General features: G+C 71.2%; 16 protein-coding genes. 9 read left to right on the top strand and 7 right to left on the bottom strand.

The window, feature by feature from the left end; genetic code table 11:
• Positions 1–54: 54 nt before the first annotated feature.
• Positions 55–1,281, bottom strand: coding sequence for an ROK family transcriptional regulator (locus AB0J16_RS19210; RefSeq protein WP_358540852.1), 1,227 nt, complete (start codon positions 1,279–1,281; stop codon positions 55–57).
• Between the two features lie 83 nt (positions 1,282–1,364).
• Between AB0J16_RS19210 and xylB the strand changes: the two genes are divergently transcribed.
• The 3 genes from xylB to AB0J16_RS19195 all read left to right on the top strand — a co-directional run bounded on the left by xylB (position 1,365) and on the right by AB0J16_RS19195 (position 4,631).
• A complete protein-coding gene (gene xylB, locus AB0J16_RS19205) occupies positions 1,365–2,771 on the top strand; it encodes a xylulokinase (protein WP_358540850.1) in 1,407 nt (468 codons plus the stop codon).
• Positions 2,768–3,925, top strand: coding sequence for a xylose isomerase (xylA, locus tag AB0J16_RS19200; RefSeq protein WP_358540847.1), 1,158 nt, complete (start codon positions 2,768–2,770; stop codon positions 3,923–3,925). Before xylB ends, xylA begins: the two co-directional genes overlap by 4 nt.
• 361 nt (positions 3,926–4,286) lie before the next feature.
• Positions 4,287–4,631, top strand: a complete 345-nt coding sequence (locus tag AB0J16_RS19195; protein WP_103962598.1) for an RNA polymerase-binding protein RbpA — start codon at positions 4,287–4,289, stop codon at positions 4,629–4,631.
• Positions 4,632–4,777: 146 nt separating this feature from the next.
• On the opposite strand, the gene AB0J16_RS19190 is transcribed toward AB0J16_RS19195, so the two are convergent.
• The 4 genes from AB0J16_RS19190 to AB0J16_RS19175 form a co-directional block, all read right to left on the bottom strand.
• Positions 4,778–5,275, bottom strand: coding sequence for an FxsA family protein (locus AB0J16_RS19190; protein ID WP_358540845.1), 498 nt, complete (start codon positions 5,273–5,275; stop codon positions 4,778–4,780).
• Positions 5,276–5,435: 160 nt separating this feature from the next.
• Complete coding sequence (locus AB0J16_RS19185) at positions 5,436–6,179, bottom strand: polyprenol monophosphomannose synthase (protein WP_358540843.1); 744 nt, start codon at positions 6,177–6,179, stop codon at positions 5,436–5,438.
• A 6-nt stretch (positions 6,180–6,185) separates the two neighbouring features.
• Entirely contained in the window at positions 6,186–7,850 is a 1,665-nt protein-coding gene (gene lnt / locus AB0J16_RS19180; RefSeq protein WP_358540840.1) for an apolipoprotein N-acyltransferase, read from the bottom strand.
• 634 nt (positions 7,851–8,484) lie between these two features.
• Positions 8,485–10,716 carry an ATP-binding domain-containing protein gene (locus AB0J16_RS19175; RefSeq protein ID WP_358540837.1) on the bottom strand — a complete coding sequence of 744 codons (2,232 nt, stop codon included), beginning with the start codon at positions 10,714–10,716 and terminating at the stop codon, positions 8,485–8,487.
• Positions 10,717–11,010: 294 nt separating this feature from the next.
• Between AB0J16_RS19175 and AB0J16_RS19170 the strand changes: the two genes are divergently transcribed.
• The 6 genes from AB0J16_RS19170 (at position 11,011) to AB0J16_RS19145 (ending at position 17,793) form a co-directional block, all read left to right on the top strand.
• Positions 11,011–12,216 carry an ROK family transcriptional regulator gene (locus AB0J16_RS19170; protein WP_358540834.1) on the top strand — a complete coding sequence of 402 codons (1,206 nt, stop codon included), beginning with the start codon at positions 11,011–11,013 and terminating at the stop codon, positions 12,214–12,216.
• A 74-nt stretch (positions 12,217–12,290) separates the two neighbouring features.
• On the top strand, positions 12,291–13,628 hold the full coding sequence (locus tag AB0J16_RS19165) for an ABC transporter substrate-binding protein (protein WP_358540831.1): 1,338 nt from the start codon (positions 12,291–12,293) through the stop codon (positions 13,626–13,628).
• A gap of 1 nt (position 13,629) precedes the next feature.
• Positions 13,630–14,556 (top strand): sugar ABC transporter permease, encoded by a 927-nt coding sequence (locus tag AB0J16_RS19160; RefSeq protein ID WP_358540829.1) that lies wholly within the window; start codon positions 13,630–13,632, stop codon positions 14,554–14,556.
• On the top strand, positions 14,553–15,443 hold the full coding sequence (locus AB0J16_RS19155) for a carbohydrate ABC transporter permease (RefSeq protein WP_358540826.1): 891 nt from the start codon (positions 14,553–14,555) through the stop codon (positions 15,441–15,443). The genes AB0J16_RS19160 and AB0J16_RS19155 overlap by 4 nt, the downstream gene beginning before the upstream one ends.
• A complete protein-coding gene (locus tag AB0J16_RS19150) occupies positions 15,440–16,711 on the top strand; it encodes a 6-phospho-beta-glucosidase (protein WP_358540824.1) in 1,272 nt (423 codons plus the stop codon). Before AB0J16_RS19155 ends, AB0J16_RS19150 begins: the two co-directional genes overlap by 4 nt.
• Positions 16,711–17,793, top strand: a complete 1,083-nt coding sequence (locus tag AB0J16_RS19145) for a BadF/BadG/BcrA/BcrD ATPase family protein (RefSeq protein ID WP_358540822.1) — start codon at positions 16,711–16,713, stop codon at positions 17,791–17,793. Before AB0J16_RS19150 ends, AB0J16_RS19145 begins: the two co-directional genes overlap by 1 nt.
• Positions 17,794–17,893: 100 nt before the next feature.
• Here the strand turns inward: AB0J16_RS19145 and AB0J16_RS19140 are convergent, their stop codons facing one another.
• Positions 17,894–19,459: a glycerol-3-phosphate dehydrogenase/oxidase gene (locus tag AB0J16_RS19140; RefSeq protein WP_357649596.1), complete on the bottom strand. Its 1,566-nt coding sequence runs from the start codon at positions 19,457–19,459 to the stop codon at positions 17,894–17,896.
• Positions 19,456–20,931, bottom strand: a complete 1,476-nt coding sequence (glpK, locus tag AB0J16_RS19135) for a glycerol kinase GlpK (RefSeq protein ID WP_358540820.1) — start codon at positions 20,929–20,931, stop codon at positions 19,456–19,458. Before glpK ends, AB0J16_RS19140 begins: the two co-directional genes overlap by 4 nt.
• Positions 20,932–20,986: the final 55 nt, after the last annotated feature.

Raw genomic sequence — 20,986 nt, 5'->3', positions numbered from 1 at the left:
GCGCGACATCGGCGTGAGCGCTCCTCGGCGAAGGGCGCTACGCCGGTGAAGGGGTTAGGAGGACAGCAGGAGCGCCGGGTGGCCGATGACGCGTTCGATCACCACGCCGGCCGCGCCGAGCACCGCGGCGTTCCCCGCCAGCTCCGAGGCGACCACCGGCGGTACGGCGGTACGCAGCGAGCCGCTCCCCTCCTCCAGCGCGGCCTCCACCGCCGGGCCGATCCATGAGGCCAGCGGCGAGAAGATGCCGCCGAGGACGATCGCGCCGGGGTCGACCAGGTTGACGGCCGAGGCCAGGGTGGCGCCGAGTGCCCGGCCTGCCCCGTCGAGCGCGGCCAGCGCCCGCTGGTCCGAGCGTTCCAGCAGGTCGATGAGCTCCCTGATCGGGCCGTCCGGCTTGGCCGCCGTGGTGGCCGTGACGGCGGGCAGCCCGGCGGCGCGCAGGATGGCGTCCTGGCCGGCGATCTGCTCCAGGCAGCCGCGCCCGCCGCAGGTGCACGGCGTGCCGCCCGGCTCCACGACGAGGTGGCCGAGCTCGCCGGCGAACCCGTGCGTGCCGCGCAGCACCTGACCGTCCATGACGATGCCGGCGCCGATCCCGATCTCGCCCGAGACGTGGATGAAGCCGCCGTGCCGCGCGCCGTCGCCGAACCACAGCTCCGCCAGCGCCGCCAGGTTGGCCTCATTGTCGTGGGCGGCGGGGATCGGCAGGTCGGGCAGCGCGTCGCGGAGCAGGGCGCTGACCGGGACGTCGGTCCAGCCGAGGTTCGGGGCGCGGCGGACCAGGCCGTTCTCCCGGTCGAGCAGGCCGGGGACGGCGACTGTCGCGCCCGCCACCGCCAGGCCCTGCCCGGCGGCCGCGGCGACGGCTTCGGCGGCCAGCCGGCCCAGCGAGGAGATCACCGCCTCGGGCGCACGCCCCCGGTTGTCGAAGGTCACGAGCTGGTGATAGCGGGTGCGCCGGCCCAGGTCCAGTACGCACGCGGCGAGGTAGTCGACGTTGATCTCCAGCCCGAGCGCGGCGGCGCCGTCGCCGTTGACCGAGACGGCGATTCCGGGCCGGCCGCGCTCGCCGCCCTGGACCAGCGCGCCGTCCTGGACCAGCCCGGCGCCTTCGAGCACCGCCAGCAGGTTGGAGACGGTGGTCTTGGTGAACCCGGTCTGCTCGGCGAGCCGGGCACGGGTGACCGGCTGGCAGCGTACGACCTGCTCCAGCACCACGGCGAGATTGCGTTCGCGCATGGTGGCGTGCCTGAGCGGCCCTTCCCTGGGTTTTGTCACAATCTAAGACTAATGGGTCTTCCTGGCGATTCGCTGGTCTGTTACGCTATTTAATCCATACTGTTGACTAATATGGAGTCCTGGTGACAGAGGCACTGGTGGCCGGGGTCGACTCCTCGACTCAGTCGACGAAGATCGTGCTGTGCCGGGCCGGTGACGGCACAGTGGTCGACGAGTTCGCGGCCCCGCATCCCGACGGCACGGAGTGCCATCCCCATCATTGGGAGAGCGCGCTCGACAAGGGGCGGCACCTGCTGGAGCGGGCCGCGGCCGTCGCGGTGGCGGCCCAGCAGCACGGCATGGTCGCGCTCGACGGTTCCGGCGAGGTGGTGCGGCCCGCCCTGCTGTGGAACGACACGCGGTCGGCGCCGCAGGCCACCCGGCTGACCGCCGAACTGGGCGGACCGGCCCGGTGGGCCGAGCTGACCGGCAGCGTGCCCGTGGCCTCGTTCACGGTCACCAAGCTCCGCTGGCTGGCCGAGCACGAGCCGGAGCCGGCCGCCCGCACCGCGGCCGTACTGCTGCCCCATGACTGGCTGACCTGGCGGCTGGGCCAGCGCCGCGCCTTCACGACCGACCGGGGCGACGCCTCGGGCACCGGATACTGGTCCCCGGCGACGGGCGAGTATCTGCCCGAGTTCGTCTCGGCCGCGATCGGGCACGAGGTCGAGCTGCCCCGCGTGGCCGCGCCGAACGAGGTCGTCGGGCACCTGCCGAGCGGCGCCGCGATCGGGCCCGGCACCGGCGACAACATGGGCGCGGCGCTCGGGCTCGGGCTGCGGCCCGGCGACGTCGCGGTGTCCATCGGGACCTCGGGCACGGTCTTCGCGGTGAGCGAGGTACCCGCCGCCGACGAGTCGGGGATGGTCGCCGGGTTCGCGGACGCGACCGGGCGCTTCATGCCGCTGCTGGCCACGCTCAACGCGGCCAGGATCCTCTCCTCGGCGGCCTCGATGATCGGCTGCTCGCTGGCGGAGCTGTCGGAGCTCGCGCTGGCCGCCCCGCCGGGCGCCGGCGGCCTGACGCTGCTGCCCTACCTCGACGGCGAGCGCACCCCGAACCGGCCGGACGCCTCGGGCACGCTCACCGGCCTGACCACGCGCAACGCCACGCGCGAGAACCTGGCGCGGGCGGCGGTCGAGGGACTGCTGTCCTCCCTCGCCGACGCCATCGACCACCTGACCGCGCAGGGCGTACGACCGCGCCGCGTGCTGCTGATCGGCGGCGGCGCGAAGTCCGAGGCGGTGCGCCGCATCGCCCCCCAGATCTTCGGCAAGCCCGTCGCCGTCCCCGAACCGGCCGAATACGTGGCACTCGGCGCGGCCCGCCAAGCCGCCTGGGCGCTGGCCGGCACCCCCGAACCGCCCGTCTGGACGGCCCAGCCGGTCCAGGAGTACGACGGGCCGCCCACTCCCCATGTCCGTGACCAGTACGCCGAGCTGCGCGACCGTACGGCCGGCTGGCAGCACCACCGAGAGGATCGATCATGAGCGTAGACCCCTACACGCCCACCCCCGAGGACCGTTTCTCCTTCGGCATCTGGACCGTCGGCTGGGCGGGAGTCGATGTGTTCGGACCGGCGACCAGGGCGCCCATGCCCGCCGACCGGGCCGTGCGCAAGCTCGCCGAGATCGGCGCGTACGGAGTGAACTTCCACGACAACGACGTGTTCGACTTCGACGGCCATGACCGCGACGAGCGGGTCGGCGCGTTCCGCAAGGCGCTGGAGGAGACCGGACTAGTGGTCACCACGGCGACCACCAACCTGTTCTCGCACCCGATCTTCAAGGACGGCGCCTTCACCTCCAACGACCGCGACGTGCGCCGCTTCGCGCTGCGCAAGGTGATGGACAACATCGACCTGGCCGCCGAGCTGGGCGCGCAGGTGTACGTGTGCTGGGGAGGCAGGGAAGGCGCGGAGAGCGGCGCGGCCAAGGACGTCCAGGCGGCGCTCGACCGCTACAAGGAAGCCTTCGACGTGCTCGGCTCGTACGTGCTGGACCACAACTACGACCTCAAGTTCGCGATCGAGCCCAAGCCCAACGAGCCGAGGGGCGACATCCTGCTGCCCACCATCGGCCACGCGCTGGCGTTCATCAACGAGCTGGAGCACCCGGAGCTGGTCGGGCTCAACCCCGAGGTGGGCCACGAGGAGATGGCCGGGCTCAACTACGCGCACGGCATCGCGCAGGCGCTGTGGCACGGCAAGCTGTTCCACATCGACCTGAACGGGCAGAACGGCCCGCGCTACGACCAGGACTTCCGTTTCGGCGCCGGCAACGCCCGGGGCGCCTTCTGGACCGTCGACGTCCTGGAGTCCAACGGCTTCTCCGGTCCCATCCACTTCGACTTCAAGCCGCCTCGCACCGAGGACGACGAGGGCGTGTGGGTGTCGGCGGCGGCGTGCATGCGCAACTACCTGATTCTGCGGGAGAAGGTGCGGGCCTTCCGCGCCGACCCCGAGGTGCGGCAGGCGCTGGCGGCGGCCCGGCTCGACGAGCTGGCCGTGCCGACGCTCGCCGACGGGGAGAGCTGGCGCGACGTGCGCTCCTTCACCCCCGACATCGACGCGCTGGCCGCCCGCGGCGCCGCGTTCGAGCACCTGGACCAGCTCGCCATCGAGCACTTGTACGGCGTGCGCTAGACCCGCTGTCCCCCGCCGGTGGGCGCTCGTCCCCGGCGGGGTGGTCTTGTCGGCCGCGTCCCTTGGCCATCGTCAGGCGCTACCGTCCCGCTACCACCGTCCGGCGCTCCCGTCCCGGATGACAGGGAGCGAGCAAAGGCCGCCTTGCGGTCAGACCGATTCGCGAACTGTCTCAGGAACCACCATGGCCCTCACGTGGCCCGGAGCTCCAAAACGCCGACGGAAGCCCGGTTGCGGGCAACTCCTCGGGAAGAGAGCGATTGGATCACCCCGCAGGGGGGAATCCCATCACGGTACCAAGCGTTACACACCGTGGGAGACAGACCCCTCACGATGGGGGCCCTGTAGGAGGCATTTAAACATGGGCGAGCGCGCGCTTCGTGGCACCCGGCTCGGGGCAACCAGCTACGAGAACGACCGTAACACGGATCTGGCCCCGCGCCAGGACGTGTCCTACACCTGTCCCAAGGGCCATCGCTTCGAGGTTCCGCTTGCCGCCGAGGCCGAGATTCCCGCGACCTGGGAGTGCCGCATGTGCGGCGCTACCGCGGTTCGGGTCGACGGCGAGCAGCCGGAGTCGAAGAAGACGAAGCCCCCGCGGACGCACTGGGACATGCTCCTGGAGCGACGGTCCATCGAGGACCTGGAAGAGGTGCTCAACGAGAGGCTGGCGGTCCTGCGGGCCCAGCGTCGAAAGAGCGCCTGACACCTTCTCACGGTGAAAGCCCCCGGACACCTTGTCCGGGGGCTTCGCATTGCTCAGGGCCCGTCTCGTTCGCTCAGGGCCCGTCTCGCGGCCAGTAGGGCTCGCCGGTCAGCGAGCCTCACCGGCCGCCGTAGGGCGGCTCGCGGTCAGGACGGCTCGCGGTCTTCTCTGATCACTTCGCCGTGCACCACACCGGCGCCGCGCCCGTTGACGTGTCCGTCGACGGGCCCGCCGCCCGGCGCCGAGAAGAGGTGCGCGTACGGCGAGGCCGCCGCCATCCTCTTGACCCGGCGGTCGAAGAACCAGGACACCAGGCGCCGCATCGCCGGCCGCGTGACCGGCAGCACGCACAGGAACCCGAGGATGTCGCTCAGGAGCCCGGGCGTCAGCAGCAGCGCGCCGCCCACCAGGATCAGGCCGCCGTCGGCGAGCTCTTTGTCGGGCATCCGGCCGGACTGCAGCGCGTCCTGCAGCGCCCGCCAGGCCCTGCGCCCCTCACGCCGTACCAGCCACGCGCCCAGGAGGCTGTCGGCGATGAGCAGGGCCACGGTCGTCCAGCCACCGATCACCGAGCCGACCTGGATCAGCAGCCAGATCTCCAGCACCGGGACGATCAGGAAGGCCAGGAAAAGCAGGAGCCGCATCGTCTTCCCCAATCCGCACCCGCGAGGTATCTCTACGCGACGTATCTGAAGGCGTACCCAAAGGACCGCGCACACGACGTACTTAAAGGACCGCGTACACAACGACAACGCCCGGCGGGCCCGAACCGTTCCGCCACTACCTGAGGGTGGCCACAGGTTCTCAGCCGCGCTTGCCGCGCAGCCGGGCGGGCAGGCCGGACAGCCCCCAGACGGCGATGCGCCAGAACGACTCGGCCATGACGCGGCTGCTCATCTTGCTCGTGCCGACGGTCCGCTCCACGAACGTGATCGGCACCTCGACCACCCGCAGGCCGTGCCTGGTCGTCCGCAGGGTCAGGTCGACCTGGAAGCAGTAGCCCTGCGACTCGACGTCGGCCAGCCCGATCTTCTCCAGCGTCGCGGCGCGATAGACGCGGAACCCGGCGGTCGCGTCGCGCACGGACATGCCGAGCATGAGCCGCGTGTAGATGTTGGCACCCCTGGACAGGAGCTCGCGGGAGACGGGCCAGTTGACCACCTTGCCGCCGGGCACCCAGCGCGACCCGATCGACAGGTCGGCGCCGTCGGAGACCGCCTCCAGCAGCTTGTGCAGCTCCTCGGGCTGGTGCGAGCCGTCGGCGTCCATCTCCACCAGCACGTTGTAGCCCTCGTCCAGGCCCCAGCGGAACGCGGCGATGTAGGCGGCGCCCAGCCCTTCCTTGCCCGCCCGGTGCAGGACGTGGACGTGGTCGTCCTTGTCGGCCAGCTTGTCGGCGATCTCACCGGTGCCGTCGGGGCTGTTGTCGTCGACCACCAGCACGTGGGCGTCCGGCAGGGCGGTGCGCACCCGCTCGGTGATCAGCGGCAGGTTGTCGCGCTCGTTGTAGGTCGGTATGACGATGAGTATCCGGCCAAGAGTCTCCATGATCAGTCATTCCTCACCGGTCGCCTTGCGCCTGACACGCCACGCGGCGACCCCGGCGGCCGCCACTCCCATCAACGCCAGCGCCCACTCTGGCAACGCGCCGATCTGGGTCGCGACCGTCGCCTGGGTGCGCACGGGCACCTTCACCACGTTCATGTCCGCCACGAGCTCGCGGGTCTGCCAGGAGACCTTACCGTCAGGTGTGACGTACGCCGAGATGCCGGTGGTGGCCGCCGTCACGACCGCCCTGTTGTGCTCGACGGCCCGCAGCTTCGACATGGCCAGCTGCTGCGGCGGCAGGTTGGACTCGGCGTAGGTGGCGTTGTTGGTCTGCACCACCAGCGGCGTGGCCCCGGTCTTGACGGTCCCGCGCACGGTGCCGTCGTAGGCCACCTCGTAGCAGTTGACCGCGCCGATCGTCACCGGGCCCATCTTCAGGTCGCCCGGCTTGGTGCCCGGGACCGACTGCCTGCCCACCAGACCGGCCCGCTCCCACAGGGCCAGCACGAGCTCCTTGAAGGGTGTGTACTCGCCGAACGGCACCAGCTGCTGCTTGTCGTAGTAGGCGCCGGGCCCGGTCACCGGGTCCCAGACCAGGCTGCGGGTCGCGCGGTTCTCCTCACCGATCGCCACGACCGCGCCGACCAGCGTGGGCACCCCGACGTCCTTCACGGAGTCGTCGATGATCTGGCGGGCGGTCGCGTCCCGGTAGGGGTCGATGTCGGTGGAGTTCTCGGGGAGGATCACGATGTCGGGCTTGGCGAGTTTCCCGTCTCGTACGGCCTGCGCCAGCTTTTTGGTCTCGTTTGCATGATTTTTCAGGACAACGGCGGGCTCGTCGCCCAGGACGTACATGCCGCGGCCCGGCACATTGCCCTGCACGATGCCGATGTTGACCGTGCGCCCCTCGTCGCCCGGCCTCGGCACGGCCAGGGTCAGCAGGGGCACGACCAGAGCGAGCGCGAGCGGGACGAGCCGCCCGGTGACGCGCCGGGCGGCCGGAGGCCGCCGCAGCAGCGTGCAGGCGAGCAGGGCCCCGCACAGCGCGACGGCGAACGACACGAGTGGCGCCCCGCCCAGCGCGGCGTACTCGGTGAACAGCGACTCGCCCTGGCTGAACGCCAGCCGCGCCCAGGGGAAGCCGCCGATGGGGAACAGTCCGCGCGCCCACTCCATGGCCACCCAGAGCCCGCCGAACCACAGCGGCCACAGCCGCAGGCGGAACACCAGCGCGGCCAGGGCGGCCATCACGGCGTAGAACAGGCTCTCGACGCCGACCAGCATCACCCAGACGTCGTCGCCGATCGTGCGCACCCAGGCCAGGGTCGGGAACAGGAACACGGCGGCGGCCAGGTAGCCGAGCCAGGCGGCGCGCCGGGGGCGCGTGCCGTAGAGGGCGGCGACGATCAACGCGACGCCGAGCGGCGCGGCCGGCCACCAGTCGATGGGCGGGAAAGCGAGAAACAGCAGTCCCCCACCGGCCACGGCGGCAGCCACCCGGGCCAGCAGCACCCGCCCGGACTCCCGTCCCACGAGAGCGGGCCCGCCGGAAGCGGAGGCACCGGACGGAGGCGCGGGCGGAAGGGGCGGGCGGGATTCGGGCGTGGGCGGGTCAGGGGTGTGCGGGGTTCCGCCGCCAGTGGGCGATGGGCCCGTCTTGTCCTGCACCACGCGGGTTTCTCCTCGCCGTTCGCACGCCTGCTTGCGAAAACGCTACCGCCCCCGGGCGGCGATTCGGCCCTCGCGGCACCCGGTGATCCGCAAATAGGGGTCCCAGGCGCTGGACGACCCAGGATAGGGGTCGGCGAGAACGGGCGAGGAGCGGCGGCGAAAAGAGCGGCGGTGAAAGGAGCCGCGGTGAAAGGAGCCGCGGCGAAAAGAGCGGCGGCGAAAAGAGCGGCAGGGTGATCCCGTGACCTGACGGGACCACCCGGCGCTGATGGCGATCCTGCGCACGAGAGGGAAGAGGGCCCGGAAACCCTTCGGACCGGACCCGTCTCGTCGGCGGCGAGCGCGGAATTCCGTTGTCTACTGGGCTCCCGGGCCCGTCCCGGGTCCAACCCCCCGCCCGGTTGGGGTGCCCCGACTCGACGGACCGACGGCCCTGCACCTGGCTGTGTGGACGAAGTCACGCTCCGTCACGGACGCAGGATCCGACGATGTCAGAGACGGCCAACCGGCCAAGTCCCGTGCTGGACTGCGCAGCAAACTACCGACTCCACCTCAGATGTCAACCGTGTCCCGATCAGCAGAAACATCAAGTTTCCGCAGGTAGGACATGCTTGCGTTGTCGCATTAAAGCGATCTAATGCCCATTTGTCGGCCCGGACGCGCGGCTTGGCAAGCCGCCCAGCGCCCCCGAAAGGAGGGCTGACAGCGGCCGCTCGTGGACGACGCCGAGCCGCTGAGTGGCCCGGGTGAGAGCGACATATAGGTCACTCAGGCCGCGCGGCGACTGCGAGGCTATCAGGTCCGGCTCGGCCACGATGACCGAATCGAACTCCAGCCCCTTCGCATCGGTCACCCCGAGCACGGCCACGGGGGCGTCGAGCGCCGCGGTGCCCCGGGTGGCGCGTGAGGAGACCACGGCGGCCCCCTCCACCGTGTCGGAGATCACCTTGCCGAGCTGGCCGAGCAGCGCGTCGGGGACCACCACGGCGACCTTGCCACCCTCGCCGACCTCGGCCTTGACCAGCTCCGGCAACTGCGACAGCGGCGCCGACCAGGGCTCGGCACCGGTGTCGCGGACCGAGGCGGGCGCCTCGAGCGCCGGGTCGATGGTGGCCAGCACGCGGGCGGCCACCTCCATGAGCTCCACCGGCGTGCGGTAGTTGACGGTGAGCCGCTCCTGGCGCCAGCGCCCCGCCACGTAGGGGTCGAGCACCCGGTTCCACGAGCGGGCCCCGGCCATCGAGCCGGTCTGCGCGATGTCGCCGACGATCGTCATCGACCGGGTGGGCACCCGACGCATGATCACCCGCCAGGCCATGGACGACAGTTCCTGCGCCTCGTCCACGATCACGTGACCGTAGGCCCAGGCGCGGTCGGCGGCGGCCCGCTCGGCGGTGGTGAGGTAGGGACCCTCGCCGCGCTGGCGTTCGGCCAGGCGCTCGGCCTCCATGACGTCGGACAGGCCCGTCAGTTCGAGCACCTCGCGGGCGTAGGCGAGCTCGGCCTCGCGCTCGTGCTCGGCCGCCTGCCGGGCCGCGGCGAGCTCCTCCTCGGCCTGCAGGGCGCTGGCGCGCAGCACCTGCTCGTCGATCTCGCCGAGCAGTTCGGCCGCCTCGTCGAGCAGCGGCACGTCGGACTCGGTCCACTCCCCTCCCTCACGCCGCAGCAGCACGCGCTCCTGCGGCGTCAGGTCCGCGGCGGCGTAGTCGAGCCGCTCCGGCGCGCCGTACAGGCCGAGGAGCAGGCGCTGCGGGGTCAGGTACGGCCACAGCCTGTTCAGGGCGGTCTTGACCGGCTGCTCGGTGCGCAGCTCCTCACGCAGGTCGGCCAGCTCGTCGTCGTCGATGAGGCCCTTGCCGAGCTTCTTGGCCGCTTGCCTGGCCAGGGCGTTGAGCAGCGACCTGACGAACACCGCGCGCGCCTGGTTGTGCGCCCGGCGCGAGCGGGTGGCCTTGTTCTTGGCCGATTCGAGCATGTTGCGGTCGATGGTGAGGGTGTAGCGGCCCAGGTTCAGCTCGATGGGCTTGCGGGGCACCCGCTGCCGGTCGCGTACGGCCCGCTCGATCACCTCGGCCATGCGCAGGTCGCCCTTGATCGCGGCCACCTCCGGCCGGTCCCTGGCGGTGGCCGTCAGGCCCGGGTAGAGCTCGCCGACCGTCGACAGCAGCACGTCGGTCTCACCGAGCGAGGGCAGCACCTGCTCGATATAGCGCAGGAAGGTGAGATTGGGACCGAGGATCAGCACCCCGCGACGCTCAAGGCGCTCCCTGTGGGTGTAGAGGAGGTACGCGGCGCGGTGCAGGGCCACGACGGTCTTACCGGTGCCGGGACCGCCCTGGACGACCAGCACGCCGTTGAGGTCGGCGCGGATGACGCGGTCCTGCTCGGCCTGGATGGTGGCGACGATGTCGCGCATCCGGCCGGTACGCCGCTCGTCGAGTGCGGCCAGCAGCGCGGCCTCGCCGTTGAGCGTGGCACGGTCCTCGTCGGTCAGCGAGTCGAAGTCGAGCAGGTCGTCGTCGACGCCGATGACCGCGCGGCCCTTGGTCTGCAGGTGCCGCCTCCTGGTGAGGCCCATGGGCGCGGCCGGGGTGGCGCGGTAGAACGGCTGGGCCACGGGCGCGCGCCAGTCGATGAGCAGCCGCTCCTGCTCGTCGTCGGTGATGCCGAGCTTGCCGATGTAGAGCCTGCCCTCGTCGACGTGATCGAGCCGGCCGAACACCAGCCCGCGCTCCACCGCCCAGAGCCGGGCCAGCCTGGAGGCGTACATGCCAGCGAACGTGTCGCGCTCCGACCTGTTCTGCAGCGTTCCGACGGCGCCGGTGCCGAGCACCTCCTTCAGCTGGCTCTGGGTGCGTTCACGCAACGCGTCGAGGCGGGCATAGAGGCGGGCGACGTACTCCTGCTCCCTTGCGAGCTCTGTTTGACGAGTTGCCGCCTGACCATTATTGTTGTTAATGGGACACTCCGGGCCATTCTGCTTGTTGTTACAACAAACGACGACATTAGCATGCCTGTTGAGGCACTCCCATCTTCCCGCGTGACATCCCGGCCCGCATCCGGTCACGGCTTGGTTTCACCCCTTGACCGAAACCCTCCGGGCCTCTTAGGTTCGCATCAAGTTAGGAAAGTTTCCTAACTTCGGGTCAAGGGGTGGAAGTTGAGCGGTCCGGTACCAGGTACTCCCAGTCTGCTCCGCGCCATCAATGATCGCGCGGCGTTGCAGGCCCTCCTGGAGCGCGGCCCGCTGACCCGCCCCGAGATCGGCACCCTGACCGGCCTGTCGAAGCCGACGGCCTCGCAGCTGCTGTCCCGCCTCCAGGAGGCGGGTCTGGTGGTGCTGGACGGCATCAGGGAGGGGCTGCCCGGCCGTACCGCGGAGGTCTACCGGATCAACCCGGCGGCGGCCTACGTGGGCGCGCTGGACGTCACCCCCGCCCGGATCGAGGCCAGGGTCGCCGACATCACCGGCACGACCGTGGGCTCGTACACGCTGCCCACCCCGCGCCGGCCGGGCGGCGAGCTGGTCGCCAGGCTGCGCGCGGCGCTCGACGGCGCGGGCTCCCCCGGCCCGCTGCGCCGGGTGGTGATCGGCGTGCAGGCGGCGATCGACCCGTCCACCGGCCGGCTCGGCTACGCCACCGCCAAGGACATGCCGGGCTGGCAGATCGGCGACCTGGTGCCGACGCTCGCCAAGGGGCTCGGCGTGCCGGTGTCGGTGGAGAACAACGTCAACCTGGTCGCGCTGGCCGAGATGGCGCACGGGGCCGCCCGCGGCGACTCCGACTTCGTGCTGCTGTGGGCCGACGAAGGCATCGGCTCTGCCATCGTGCTGGGCGGGCGGATGCACAGGGGCGCCACCGGCGGCGCGGGCGAGGTCGGCTACATGCCGACCCCGGGCGCGCCGACGGCCCGCGAGGCGGGACGCTACGCCAACCACGGCTACCAGGCGCTCACCGGCGGCCCGGCCGTGCTGAAGCTGCTGCGCTCGTACGGCGTGCGCGGCACGGACTTCCGCCAGGCCATCGTGAACGCGGTGCGCGCGGCGGACGAGCACCAGACGGGCCAAAAGGCCGACGACGCGAGGGCGGGGCTGCGCGACATCGCCGCGCGGCTGGCGGTGGGCCTGGCCGCCATCACCTCCGTCATCGATCCCGGGCTCATCGTGCTGACCGGCGGCGTGGTGCTGTCGGGCGGCGAACCCCTGCGCGAGCTGGTCGAGCACGAGCTGCACGCGCTGACCATCCCGCGGCCCCGGCTGCGCCTGTCGTCCGTCGAAGGCAACCCCGTCCTCGCCGGCGCGCTCGACCTCGCCCTCGACCTCGTCCGCGACGAGGTCTTCGGCTCCACGGTCCCGACTCCCTGAGCTCCACAACCACATGAGTGTTCAACGACATGAGTGTTCAACGACATGAGTAACGCCATGAGGAGGCACCCCCCGTGCGCTTCGTCCCCTTGGCGGCCGCAGGGCTCGCCGTCCTGACTCTGGCCGCGTGTACCGCGGGCAAAGAGGGCGGTCCCGCTCTCGGCTCCCAGTCCAAGCCCAGCGGCACCGCGCCGACCGCGCTGCCGGCCGCCTCCATCGAGCTGTGGCACGGGTTCTCGGCGGACTCGGAGGTGAAGGCGTTCACCGACGCCATCGCCGGGTTCAACAAGAAGTATCCGCAGATCAAGGTCAAGCTGGTCAAGGGCGTACAGGACGAGCAGATCACCCAGGCCGTACGCGGTGGCCGCCCGCCGGACGTGGCCTCGTCCTTCACCACCGACTCGGTGGCGACCTGGTGCAAGAGCGGCGTCTTCCAGGACCTCAACCCGGTGATCAAGCAGGACGGCGTCGACCTGTCGGGCCTGCCGCCGGTCGTGAACGACTACACCCAGTACGAGGGCAAGCGGTGCGTGATGCCGCTGCTGACCGACGCGTACGGCCTCTACTACAACAAGGCCCTGATGAAGGGCAACCAGCCGCCCAAGACGCTGTCGGAGCTGACCAAGCTGGCCAAGGAGCTCACGGTCCGGAATCCCGACGGCACCATCAAGGTCGCCGGGTTCATCCCGAGCGGGCAGTACTACGAGAACACCGCGGGTCACTGGAGCGCCATGGTCGGCGCCAAGTGGACCAATCCCGACGGCACCTCGGCGATCGGCTCCGACCCCGCCTGGAAGACACTGCTGAACTGGCAGAAGGAGCTCGTCGACTGGTACGGCTACGCCAACCTGGACAAGTTCCGCAAGAGCCTGGGCGACGAGTTCTCCGGCAAGCACCCCTTCTACCAGGGCAAGGTCGCCATGGGCATCGACGGCGAGTGGCGGGTGGCCATGATCGCCAACGAGGCGCCGAAGCTCGACTACGGCACCGCCCCCATGCCGGTCGACGACGCCAAGCCCGACCTGTACGGCAGCGGCTTCACCGCGGGCACCGTGATCGGCGTGCCGAAGGGCGCCAAGAACCCCGAGGCCGCCTGGGCGCTGGTGAAGTACCTGACCACCGACACCGACGCGCTGGTCACGCTGGCCAACGCGATCCGCAACGTGCCGACCACCAAGGCCGCGCTGGAGTCGCCCGCGCTGAAGAAGGATGAGCACTTCCAGACCTTCCTCGACATCTTCGCCAACCCGAAGACGAGCACGATCCCGGCGCACGTCAACAGCGTGTTCAACCAGGAGGCGCTGCAGGGGTTCGTCACCTCGTGGGAGAAGGGTTCGGTCAAGGATCTGGACGCGGGGCTGAAGGGCGTGGACAAGACCATCGACGCCAAGTTCAAGCTGTCGGGCGGCTGAGGTGGCGGGCGTACCGCTCAGGCGCCGGGAGGGGTTCCGTGCCCTGCTGTGGCTGTCGCCGTGGCTGGTGGGCTTCGGGGTGTTCTTCGCCTATCCGCTGCTGGCGACCGTCTACTTCTCCTTCTTCAACTACGACCTGTTCTCGCTGAAGTTCAACGGCCTGGCCAACTACCGCTACTTCCTGCAGGACGAGCGGGCCTGGATCTCGATCGGGAACACGGCCTGGCTGGTGGTCGTCATGGTGCCCGCCCAGGTGCTGTTCGCGCTGGGCGTGGCGCAGCTGGTCACCAAGCTGAAGTCGGGCGTGGGGTTCTTCCGCACGCTGTTCTACCTGCCGTCGCTGGTGCCGGTGACGGCGGGGACGGTGGCGTTCGTCTTCCTGCTGAATCCGGCCACCGGGCCGGTCAACCGGATCCTCGCGCTGGTGGGGATCTCCGGGCCCGACTGGTTCGGCGACAAGGACTGGTCGAAGCCGGGGCTGACATTGCTGGCCATGTGGGGCGTCGGCAACGTCATGGTGATCTTCCTGGCGGCGCTGCTGGACGTGCCCAAGCACCTGTACGAGGCGGCGGCCATCGACGGGGCCGGGGCGTGGCGGCAGTTCCGCAGCATCACGCTGCCGACGATCCGGCCCGTGCTGATGTTCTCGGCGGTGACCGGCGTCATCTACACGCTGCAGTACTTCACCCAGGCGATGATCGCCTCCCGGGTCGCGGCGGGTGTCACCGACGCGCCGGGCACCTCGTTCGTGCCCGGCTATCCGGAGATGTCGACGCTGACGCTGCCGCAGTGGCTGTTCCAGACGGGCTTCCGCGACTACGCGATGGGCTACGCCTGCGTGCTGGCGCTGGTGCTGTTCGCGGCGTCGATGGTGTTCACGCTGATCCTGCTGCGCCAGTTCCGCGGGTTCGAGGAGGTGGCCGAATGACCGCCACGCTGGTGGCGCCCCCCACGCGGGCCGCCGGGCGGCGCGCCCGGGCCCGGCGTGGCCGTGGCAGGAGGGCGCTGTACTGGATCGCCACGCACGCGACGGCCCTCGCGCTGGGGATCGCGTTCATCGGGCCGCTGGTCTTCGTCCTGCTGACGGCGGTGATGAGCGACAACCAGACGCTCACCGACGAGCTGTGGCCGCACAGCTGGAACTGGGGCAACTTCGGCGAGGTGTTCGCCAGGTCGCCGATCCTGCTGTGGCTGCGCAACACGATGATCTACGCGGTGACCGGCACGCTGTTCACGCTGGTGTCGTCGATCCCGGTGGCCTACGCGCTGGCCCGGTTCCGCTTTCCCGGGCGCAGGCTGGCGTTCCTGCTGGTCATCACCATGATGATGCTGCCGCCCCAGGTGGTCGCGGTGCCGATCTACCTGATCTGGGCCCGGCTGGACCTGACCGGGACGCTGCTGCCGCTGATCCTGCCGATGCTGCTCGGCGACGCGTTCTCGATCTTCCTGCTGCGGCAGTTCCTGCTCTCCATCCCGCGCGAGTACACCGACGCGGCGCGGGTGGACGGCTGCACCGACTTCAGGACGCTCATCCGGGTGATCCTGCCGATGGCCCGGCCGGGCATCGCGGCGGTGGCGCTGTTCCAGTTCTTCTATTGCTGGAACGATTACTACGGGCCGCTGCTGTACGCCTCCACCAACCTCGACAGCTGGACCCTGTCGGTGGGGCTGGCCTCCTTCAAGGCGCTGCACAGCGTGCAGTGGAATCTGACCATGGCGGCGACGCTGCTCGTCATGGCACCGGTGATCATCGTGTTCTTCTTCGCCCAGAAGGTCTTCATCGAGGGCGTGACATTGACGGGAGTGAAGGGTTGAAACTGGCCGTGGTGGGGGGCGGCTCGACGTACACGCCCGAGCTGATCGACGGGTTCGCGCGGCTCCGCGACGAGCTACCGGTCTCGGAAATCGCACTCATAGATCCCGATTTATCGCGACTTGAGGTGGTTTCTGGGATGGCGCGCCGCATGCTGGCACATGCCGGGCATCCGGCCCGGGTGCTGGCCACCTCGTCCGTCGAGGAGGGGGTCTCGGGGGCCCAGGTCGTCCTGTTCCAGCTGCGCGTGGGCGGGCAGGCGGCGCGCGACGTGGACGAGACGCTGCCGCTGCGCTGCGGCTGCGTGGGGCAGGAGACGACCGGCGCGGGCGGGCTGGCCAAGGCGCTGCGCACGGTGCCGGTCGTGCTGGAGATCGCCGAGAAGGTGCGTACGCACGCGCCGGATGCGTGGATCGTCGACTTCACCAACCCGGTCGGCATCGTCACCCGCGCGCTCCTGGACGCCGGGCACCGGGCGATCGGGCTGTGCAACGTGGCGATCGGCTTCCAGCGTCACGTCGCCGACCTGCTGGGCGTGCCGCCGTCGCGGATCTCGCTCGGCCACGTGGGGCTCAACCACCTGACCTGGGAACGGGCCGTGTACCTGGACGGCGAGGACGTGCTGCCGTCGCTGCTCGCCGAGCACGCGGAGTCGCTGGCCGACGGCCTGGGGCGCCCCGAACTGCTCCGCCGACTCGGCGTGGTGCCGTCGTACTATCTACGCTATTTCTACGATCATGACGCGGTGGTGGAGGAACAGCGGGCCAAGCCGTCGCGCGCGGCCGAGGTCGCGGCGATGGAGACGAAGCTGCTGGAGATGTACACCGACCCGTCGGTCGTCGAGAAGCCGGCGCTGCTGGGCGAGCGCGGCGGCGCCTACTACTCCGAGGCGGCGGTCGCGCTGATCGCCTCGCTGCTCGGCGACCGCCCCGGCACCCATGTGGTGAACGTCCGCAACCACGGCACCCTGCCCTTCCTGGCCGACGAGACGGTGATCGAGGTGCCCGCGCACGTCACCGCCGACGGGGCCGCGCCGCTGCCGGTGCCGCCGGTCGAGCCGCTGTACGCGGGGCTGATCGCGCACGTGTCCGCCTATGAGACGCTCGCCCTCGAGGCGGCCCTGCATGGCGGCGCGGACCGCGTACGCAATGCCCTGCTGGCCCATCCCTTGATCGGGCAGGACGCGACCGCCGAGGAGCTGACCGGCCTGCTGCTGGAGGCCAACCACGCCTACCTGCCATGGACGACTCGCTATGGCCAGGTGAGGTAGTGGAGCACCGCAGGCTCGTCCTCGCGGTCGACGGCGGCAACAGCAAGACCGACGTGGCGCTGGTCACGGAGGACGGCGACGTGCTCGCCACCGGCCGCGCGGGGCCGTTCGCGCCGCAGAGCGACGGGGTTCCGGCCGCGCTGGACGCGGTGGAGGAGGCGGTACGGCAGGCGCTCGCGCAACTGCCACCGGACGGCGCCCCCGGCCCGGACGGCACGCCGGACCGCTCCTCTGGCCGCTCCCCGGACCGTTCCTCTGAGCGCTCGCCGGACCCCTCCCCCGACCGGCCCGTGATCGTGGGCCGGTTCGATCATGTGGCGGCCTATCTGGCGGGGGCCGATCTGCCGGTCGAGGAGGAGGCACTGGCGCGCGAGTTCGCCCGCCGGGGCTTCGGCCCGGACATCTCCGTCCGCAACGACACCTTCGCCCTACTCCGGGCGGGCGCCTCGAACTCCTGGGGCGTGGCCGTGGTGTGCGGTGCGGGCATCAACGCGGTCGGCGTCTCCCCCACCGGCCAGGTGGCCCGCTTCCCCGCCCTCGGGCGCCTCAGCGGCGACTGGGGCGGCGGCCAGGGCGTCGCCGAGGAGGCACTGTGGCACGCCGCCCGCGCCGAAGACGGTCGCGGTCCGGCTACCGCGCTGGCGGAGCTGTGCGCGCGGCACTTCGGCGTACGCACGGTCGAGGAGCTGATCCTGGAGCTCCACTTCGGCCGTCTGGACGAAGGCCGCCTGCACGAGCTCACGCCGGGCGTCTTCGCCACGGCCGCGGCGGGCGACCCGATCGCCAGATCGCTGGTGGAACGCCAGGCGGAGGAGATCACCGTGCTGGCCGAGGTCTGCCTGCGCCGCCTGGACCTGCTGGAGACGCCCACGGAGGTGGTGCTGGGCGGCGGCATCCTCCGGGCCCGCGACCCGCTCCTCACGGCCCTCCTGGACGCCTCCTTCGCCGCCAGGGCGCCGCGGGCCAAGCTGGTGGTCGCCGACGTCCCGCCGATCGTCGGGGCCGCTCTCGACGGCCTGGAGCACCTGGGCGCGACGGACCTGGCCAAGACCCGCCTGCGCGCCCGCTACGAACAGACCTGACGGGCCTTCGGTGGGCGCCTGGGGGGCGGGCTTTGGGTCCGGCCCTTGGGTGCGGGCCTTGGGGGTGACGGACCCTCGCGGTGACGGACCCTGGCGATGGTCAGGACGCGGGAACCGGGCCGCCCGTGAGGAGCGTCTCGACACGGGTGCGGACCTCCGGGGTGTCGAGGCCGCGGACCGTGAGGGTGGTGCGGCGCCGTACGACGTCGTCGACCGTCGCCGCCCACTCGTGGTCGCGCGCGTAGACAGCCTGCGCCCAGATGTCCGGCCCGTCCGGATGGATCCGCTCGCCCAGCGCGGGCGTGTCGCGGATGAGCCTGGCCAGGTCGAAGGCGATCGAGCCGTAGTGGGAGGCGAGGTGGCGGGCCACCAGCGGGTCCATCCGGGTGCCCGGCTCGCGGTCGGTCCACAGGCGCATCGCGACCGCGTCCGGGCTGGCCAGGCCGGGCAGCGGCATGGCGGGCAGGATGGCCGCGAGGTCGTCGCCGAGCGGGTGACCCGGCAGGTGGGCGAGCATGTCGAGGACGAGCTTGCCGATGTGCCGGTAGGTGGTCCACTTGCCGCCCGCCACCGACAGCATGCCGCCCTTGCCCCGGCTGAGCACCGTCTCCCGCTTGGCCGACGACACGCCGCCGGGGCCGCCCGGCAGCACCCGCAGCCCGGCGAAGGCGTAGGTGATGTCCTCGCGCCGCAGTTGCGACTCGCGTACGGCGTGCCCGGCCTCGTCGAGGATCTGGGCCACGTCGGCGTCGGTGGCGCGCACGTCGGCCGGGTCGCCCTCGTAGGCCTCGTCGGTGGTGCCGAGCAGCAGGTGGTCCTCCCACGGGATGGCGAAGGACACCCGGTATTTGTCGATCGGGGTGGTCAGGGCCGCCTTCCACGGCTCGTGGCGGCGCATGACCAGGTGGGCGCCCTTCGACAGGCGGATGCTCGGCGCGGCGCCGGGGTCCTCCATGCGCCGCAGGTGGTCCACCCACGGGCCGGTGGCGTTCAGTACGAGGCCCGCCCCGACGCCGAACTCCGTACCGTCGAGCCGGTCGCGCAGCTCCGCCCCCGAGACCGTGCCGCCGCTCTCGCGCAGGCCGACGACCTCGGCGTGGTTGAGCACGACCGCGCCCGCGTCGACGGCCGCGCGCACGGTCATCACCGCGACGCGGCTGTCGTTCATCTGATGGTCGCCGTAGACGGCGGCGGCGCGCAGCCCTTCGGAGCGGAGCGCGGGCACCCTGGCCAGCGCCTGGTGCGGGGTGATGACCCGGCCGAGCCCGTCGCCGAACACCGACAGCGCCGAGTAGAGGAACACCCCCGCGCCCAGCTTGGCGGCGCCGTGCGGGCCGCCCCGGTAGACCGGCACCACGAAGGAGAGCGGCTTGACCAGGTGGGGGGCGATGTCGCCGGCCAGCGCCCGGCGTTCGCGGTGGTTCTCGGCGACCAGTTTGACGTTGCCCGTCTGCAGGTAGCGCAGGCCGCCGTGGACGAGTTTGGAGGAGGCGCTGGAGGTGGCCCCGGCGAAGTCGCCGCCGTCGACCATGGCGACCCGCAGGCCCGCCTGGGCGGCCATCCAGGTGACGGAGGTCCCGAGGATGCCGCCGCCGATGACCAGCAGGTCGTAGGTGCCCCTGGACAGCTCCTCGCGGGTCTCGGCGCGGGAGGCGGTCGTGGTCATGGCGTGCTCCAGTCGAGGCTTCGGTCGATGGCCTTGCGCCAGTTGCGGTATTCGCGGTCGCGGACGTCCTGGCCGATCTTCGGCCGCCATTCGGCCGCCTTGTGCCAGTTGGCCCGCAGGCTGTCGGTATCGGGCCAGTAGCCGGTGGCCAGCCCGGCCGCGTAGGCGGCGCCCAGGCAGGTGGTCTCCGACACCATCGGGCGTACGACCGGCACCGCGAGCACATCGGCCAGGATCTGCATGAGCAGGTTGTTGGCGGTCATGCCGCCGTCGGCGCGCAGTGAGGTGAGCGCGAGCCCGGCGTCGGCGTTCATCGCGTCGACCACTTCGCGCGTCTGCCAGGCGGTCGCCTCCAGCACGGCCCGCGCGATGTGCCCCTTGGTGACGAACCCGGTCAGCCCGGCGATGACCCCGCGCGCGTCGGAGCGCCAGTGCGGGGCGAACAGGCCGGAGAACGCCGGGACGAAGTAGCAGCCGCCGTTGTCCTCGACGGTGCCCGCGAGGGTCTCGATCTCGGCGGCGCTGGAGATCAGGCCGAGGTTGTCGCGCAGCCACTGCACGAGCGAGCCGGTGACGGCGATCGAGCCCTCCAGCGCGTACGTTGCGGGGGCGTCGCCGATCTGGTAGCCGACGGTGGTGAGCAGCCCGTGCTTGGAGGCGACGGGCTCGGTGCCGGTGTTCATCAGCAGGAAGCTGCCGGAGCCGTAGGTGCTCTTGGTCTCGCCCGGCCCGAAGCACGTCTGGCCGAACAGCGCCGCCTGCTGGTCCCCCAGCGCCGCCGCCACCGGCACGCCGTCGCCGGTGGTGCCGTAGACCTCGGCGGAGGGGCGGATCTCCGGCAGCATCGCGCGCGGCACGCCGAGCGCGGCGAGCAGCTCGTCGTCCCAGCTGAGGGTGCGGAGGTTCATCAGCATCGTACGGCTGGCGTTGGTGACGTCGGTGACGTGGCGACCGGTGAGCCGCCAGATCAGCCAGCTGTCGACGGTGCCGAACAGCACGTCGCCGCGCTCGGCCCGCTCCCGCAGCCCGGGGGTCTCGTCGAGCAGCCACCGGATCTTCGGCCCGGCGAAGTAGGTGGCCAGCGGCAGCCCGGCCCGCTCGCGAAAGAGCTGCTCGTGCTCGGACAGGGACCGGACCAGGGCGTCGGTACGGGTGTCCTGCCAGACGATCGCGTTGGCCACGGGCCGCCCGGTGTCGCGGTCCCACAGGACGGTGGTCTCGCGCTGGTTGGTGATGCCGAGGGCCACGAGCTGGCCGAAGTCGATGCCGCTGCCGGTGACGGCCTCGGCCACCACGCCCTGGACGGCCTCCCAGATCTCGGCGGCGTCGTGCTCGACCCAGCCGGGCCGGGGGAAGATCTGCCGGTGCTCCCGCTGCGCCACCGAGACGATCCGGCCGGCCTGGTCGAACACCATGCACCTGCTCGACGTGGTGCCCTGGTCGATGGCGGCGACGTAATGCGGTCCAGGCACGGCTTCCTCACTTCGACGTGTTCGGCATTACCGAACGGTTGCCAAATCCTAGCTG

Source organism: Nonomuraea sp. NPDC049750, from assembly GCF_040659625.1.
Classification (GTDB): domain Bacteria; phylum Actinomycetota; class Actinomycetes; order Streptosporangiales; family Streptosporangiaceae; genus Nonomuraea.
The sequence above is the reverse complement of the archived record's forward strand: the minus strand, read 5'-3'. Positions and strand labels throughout refer to the sequence as shown.

Bases quoted from the DNA above. Each gene is read 5' to 3' on its own strand.
- xylA (WP_358540847.1), top strand. From the start codon at position 2,768: ATGAGCGTAGACCCCTACACGCCCACCCCCGAGGACCGTTTCTCCTTC.
- AB0J16_RS19140 (WP_357649596.1), bottom strand. From the start codon at position 19,459: ATGACCACGACCGCCTCCCGCGCCGAGACCCGCGAGGAGCTGTCCAGG.
- AB0J16_RS19185 (WP_358540843.1), bottom strand. From the start codon at position 6,179: ATGGAGACTCTTGGCCGGATACTCATCGTCATACCGACCTACAACGAG.
- AB0J16_RS19195 (WP_103962598.1), top strand. From the start codon at position 4,287: ATGGGCGAGCGCGCGCTTCGTGGCACCCGGCTCGGGGCAACCAGCTAC.
- AB0J16_RS19190 (WP_358540845.1), bottom strand. From the start codon at position 5,275: ATGCGGCTCCTGCTTTTCCTGGCCTTCCTGATCGTCCCGGTGCTGGAG.
- AB0J16_RS19155 (WP_358540826.1), top strand. From the start codon at position 14,553: ATGACCGCCACGCTGGTGGCGCCCCCCACGCGGGCCGCCGGGCGGCGC.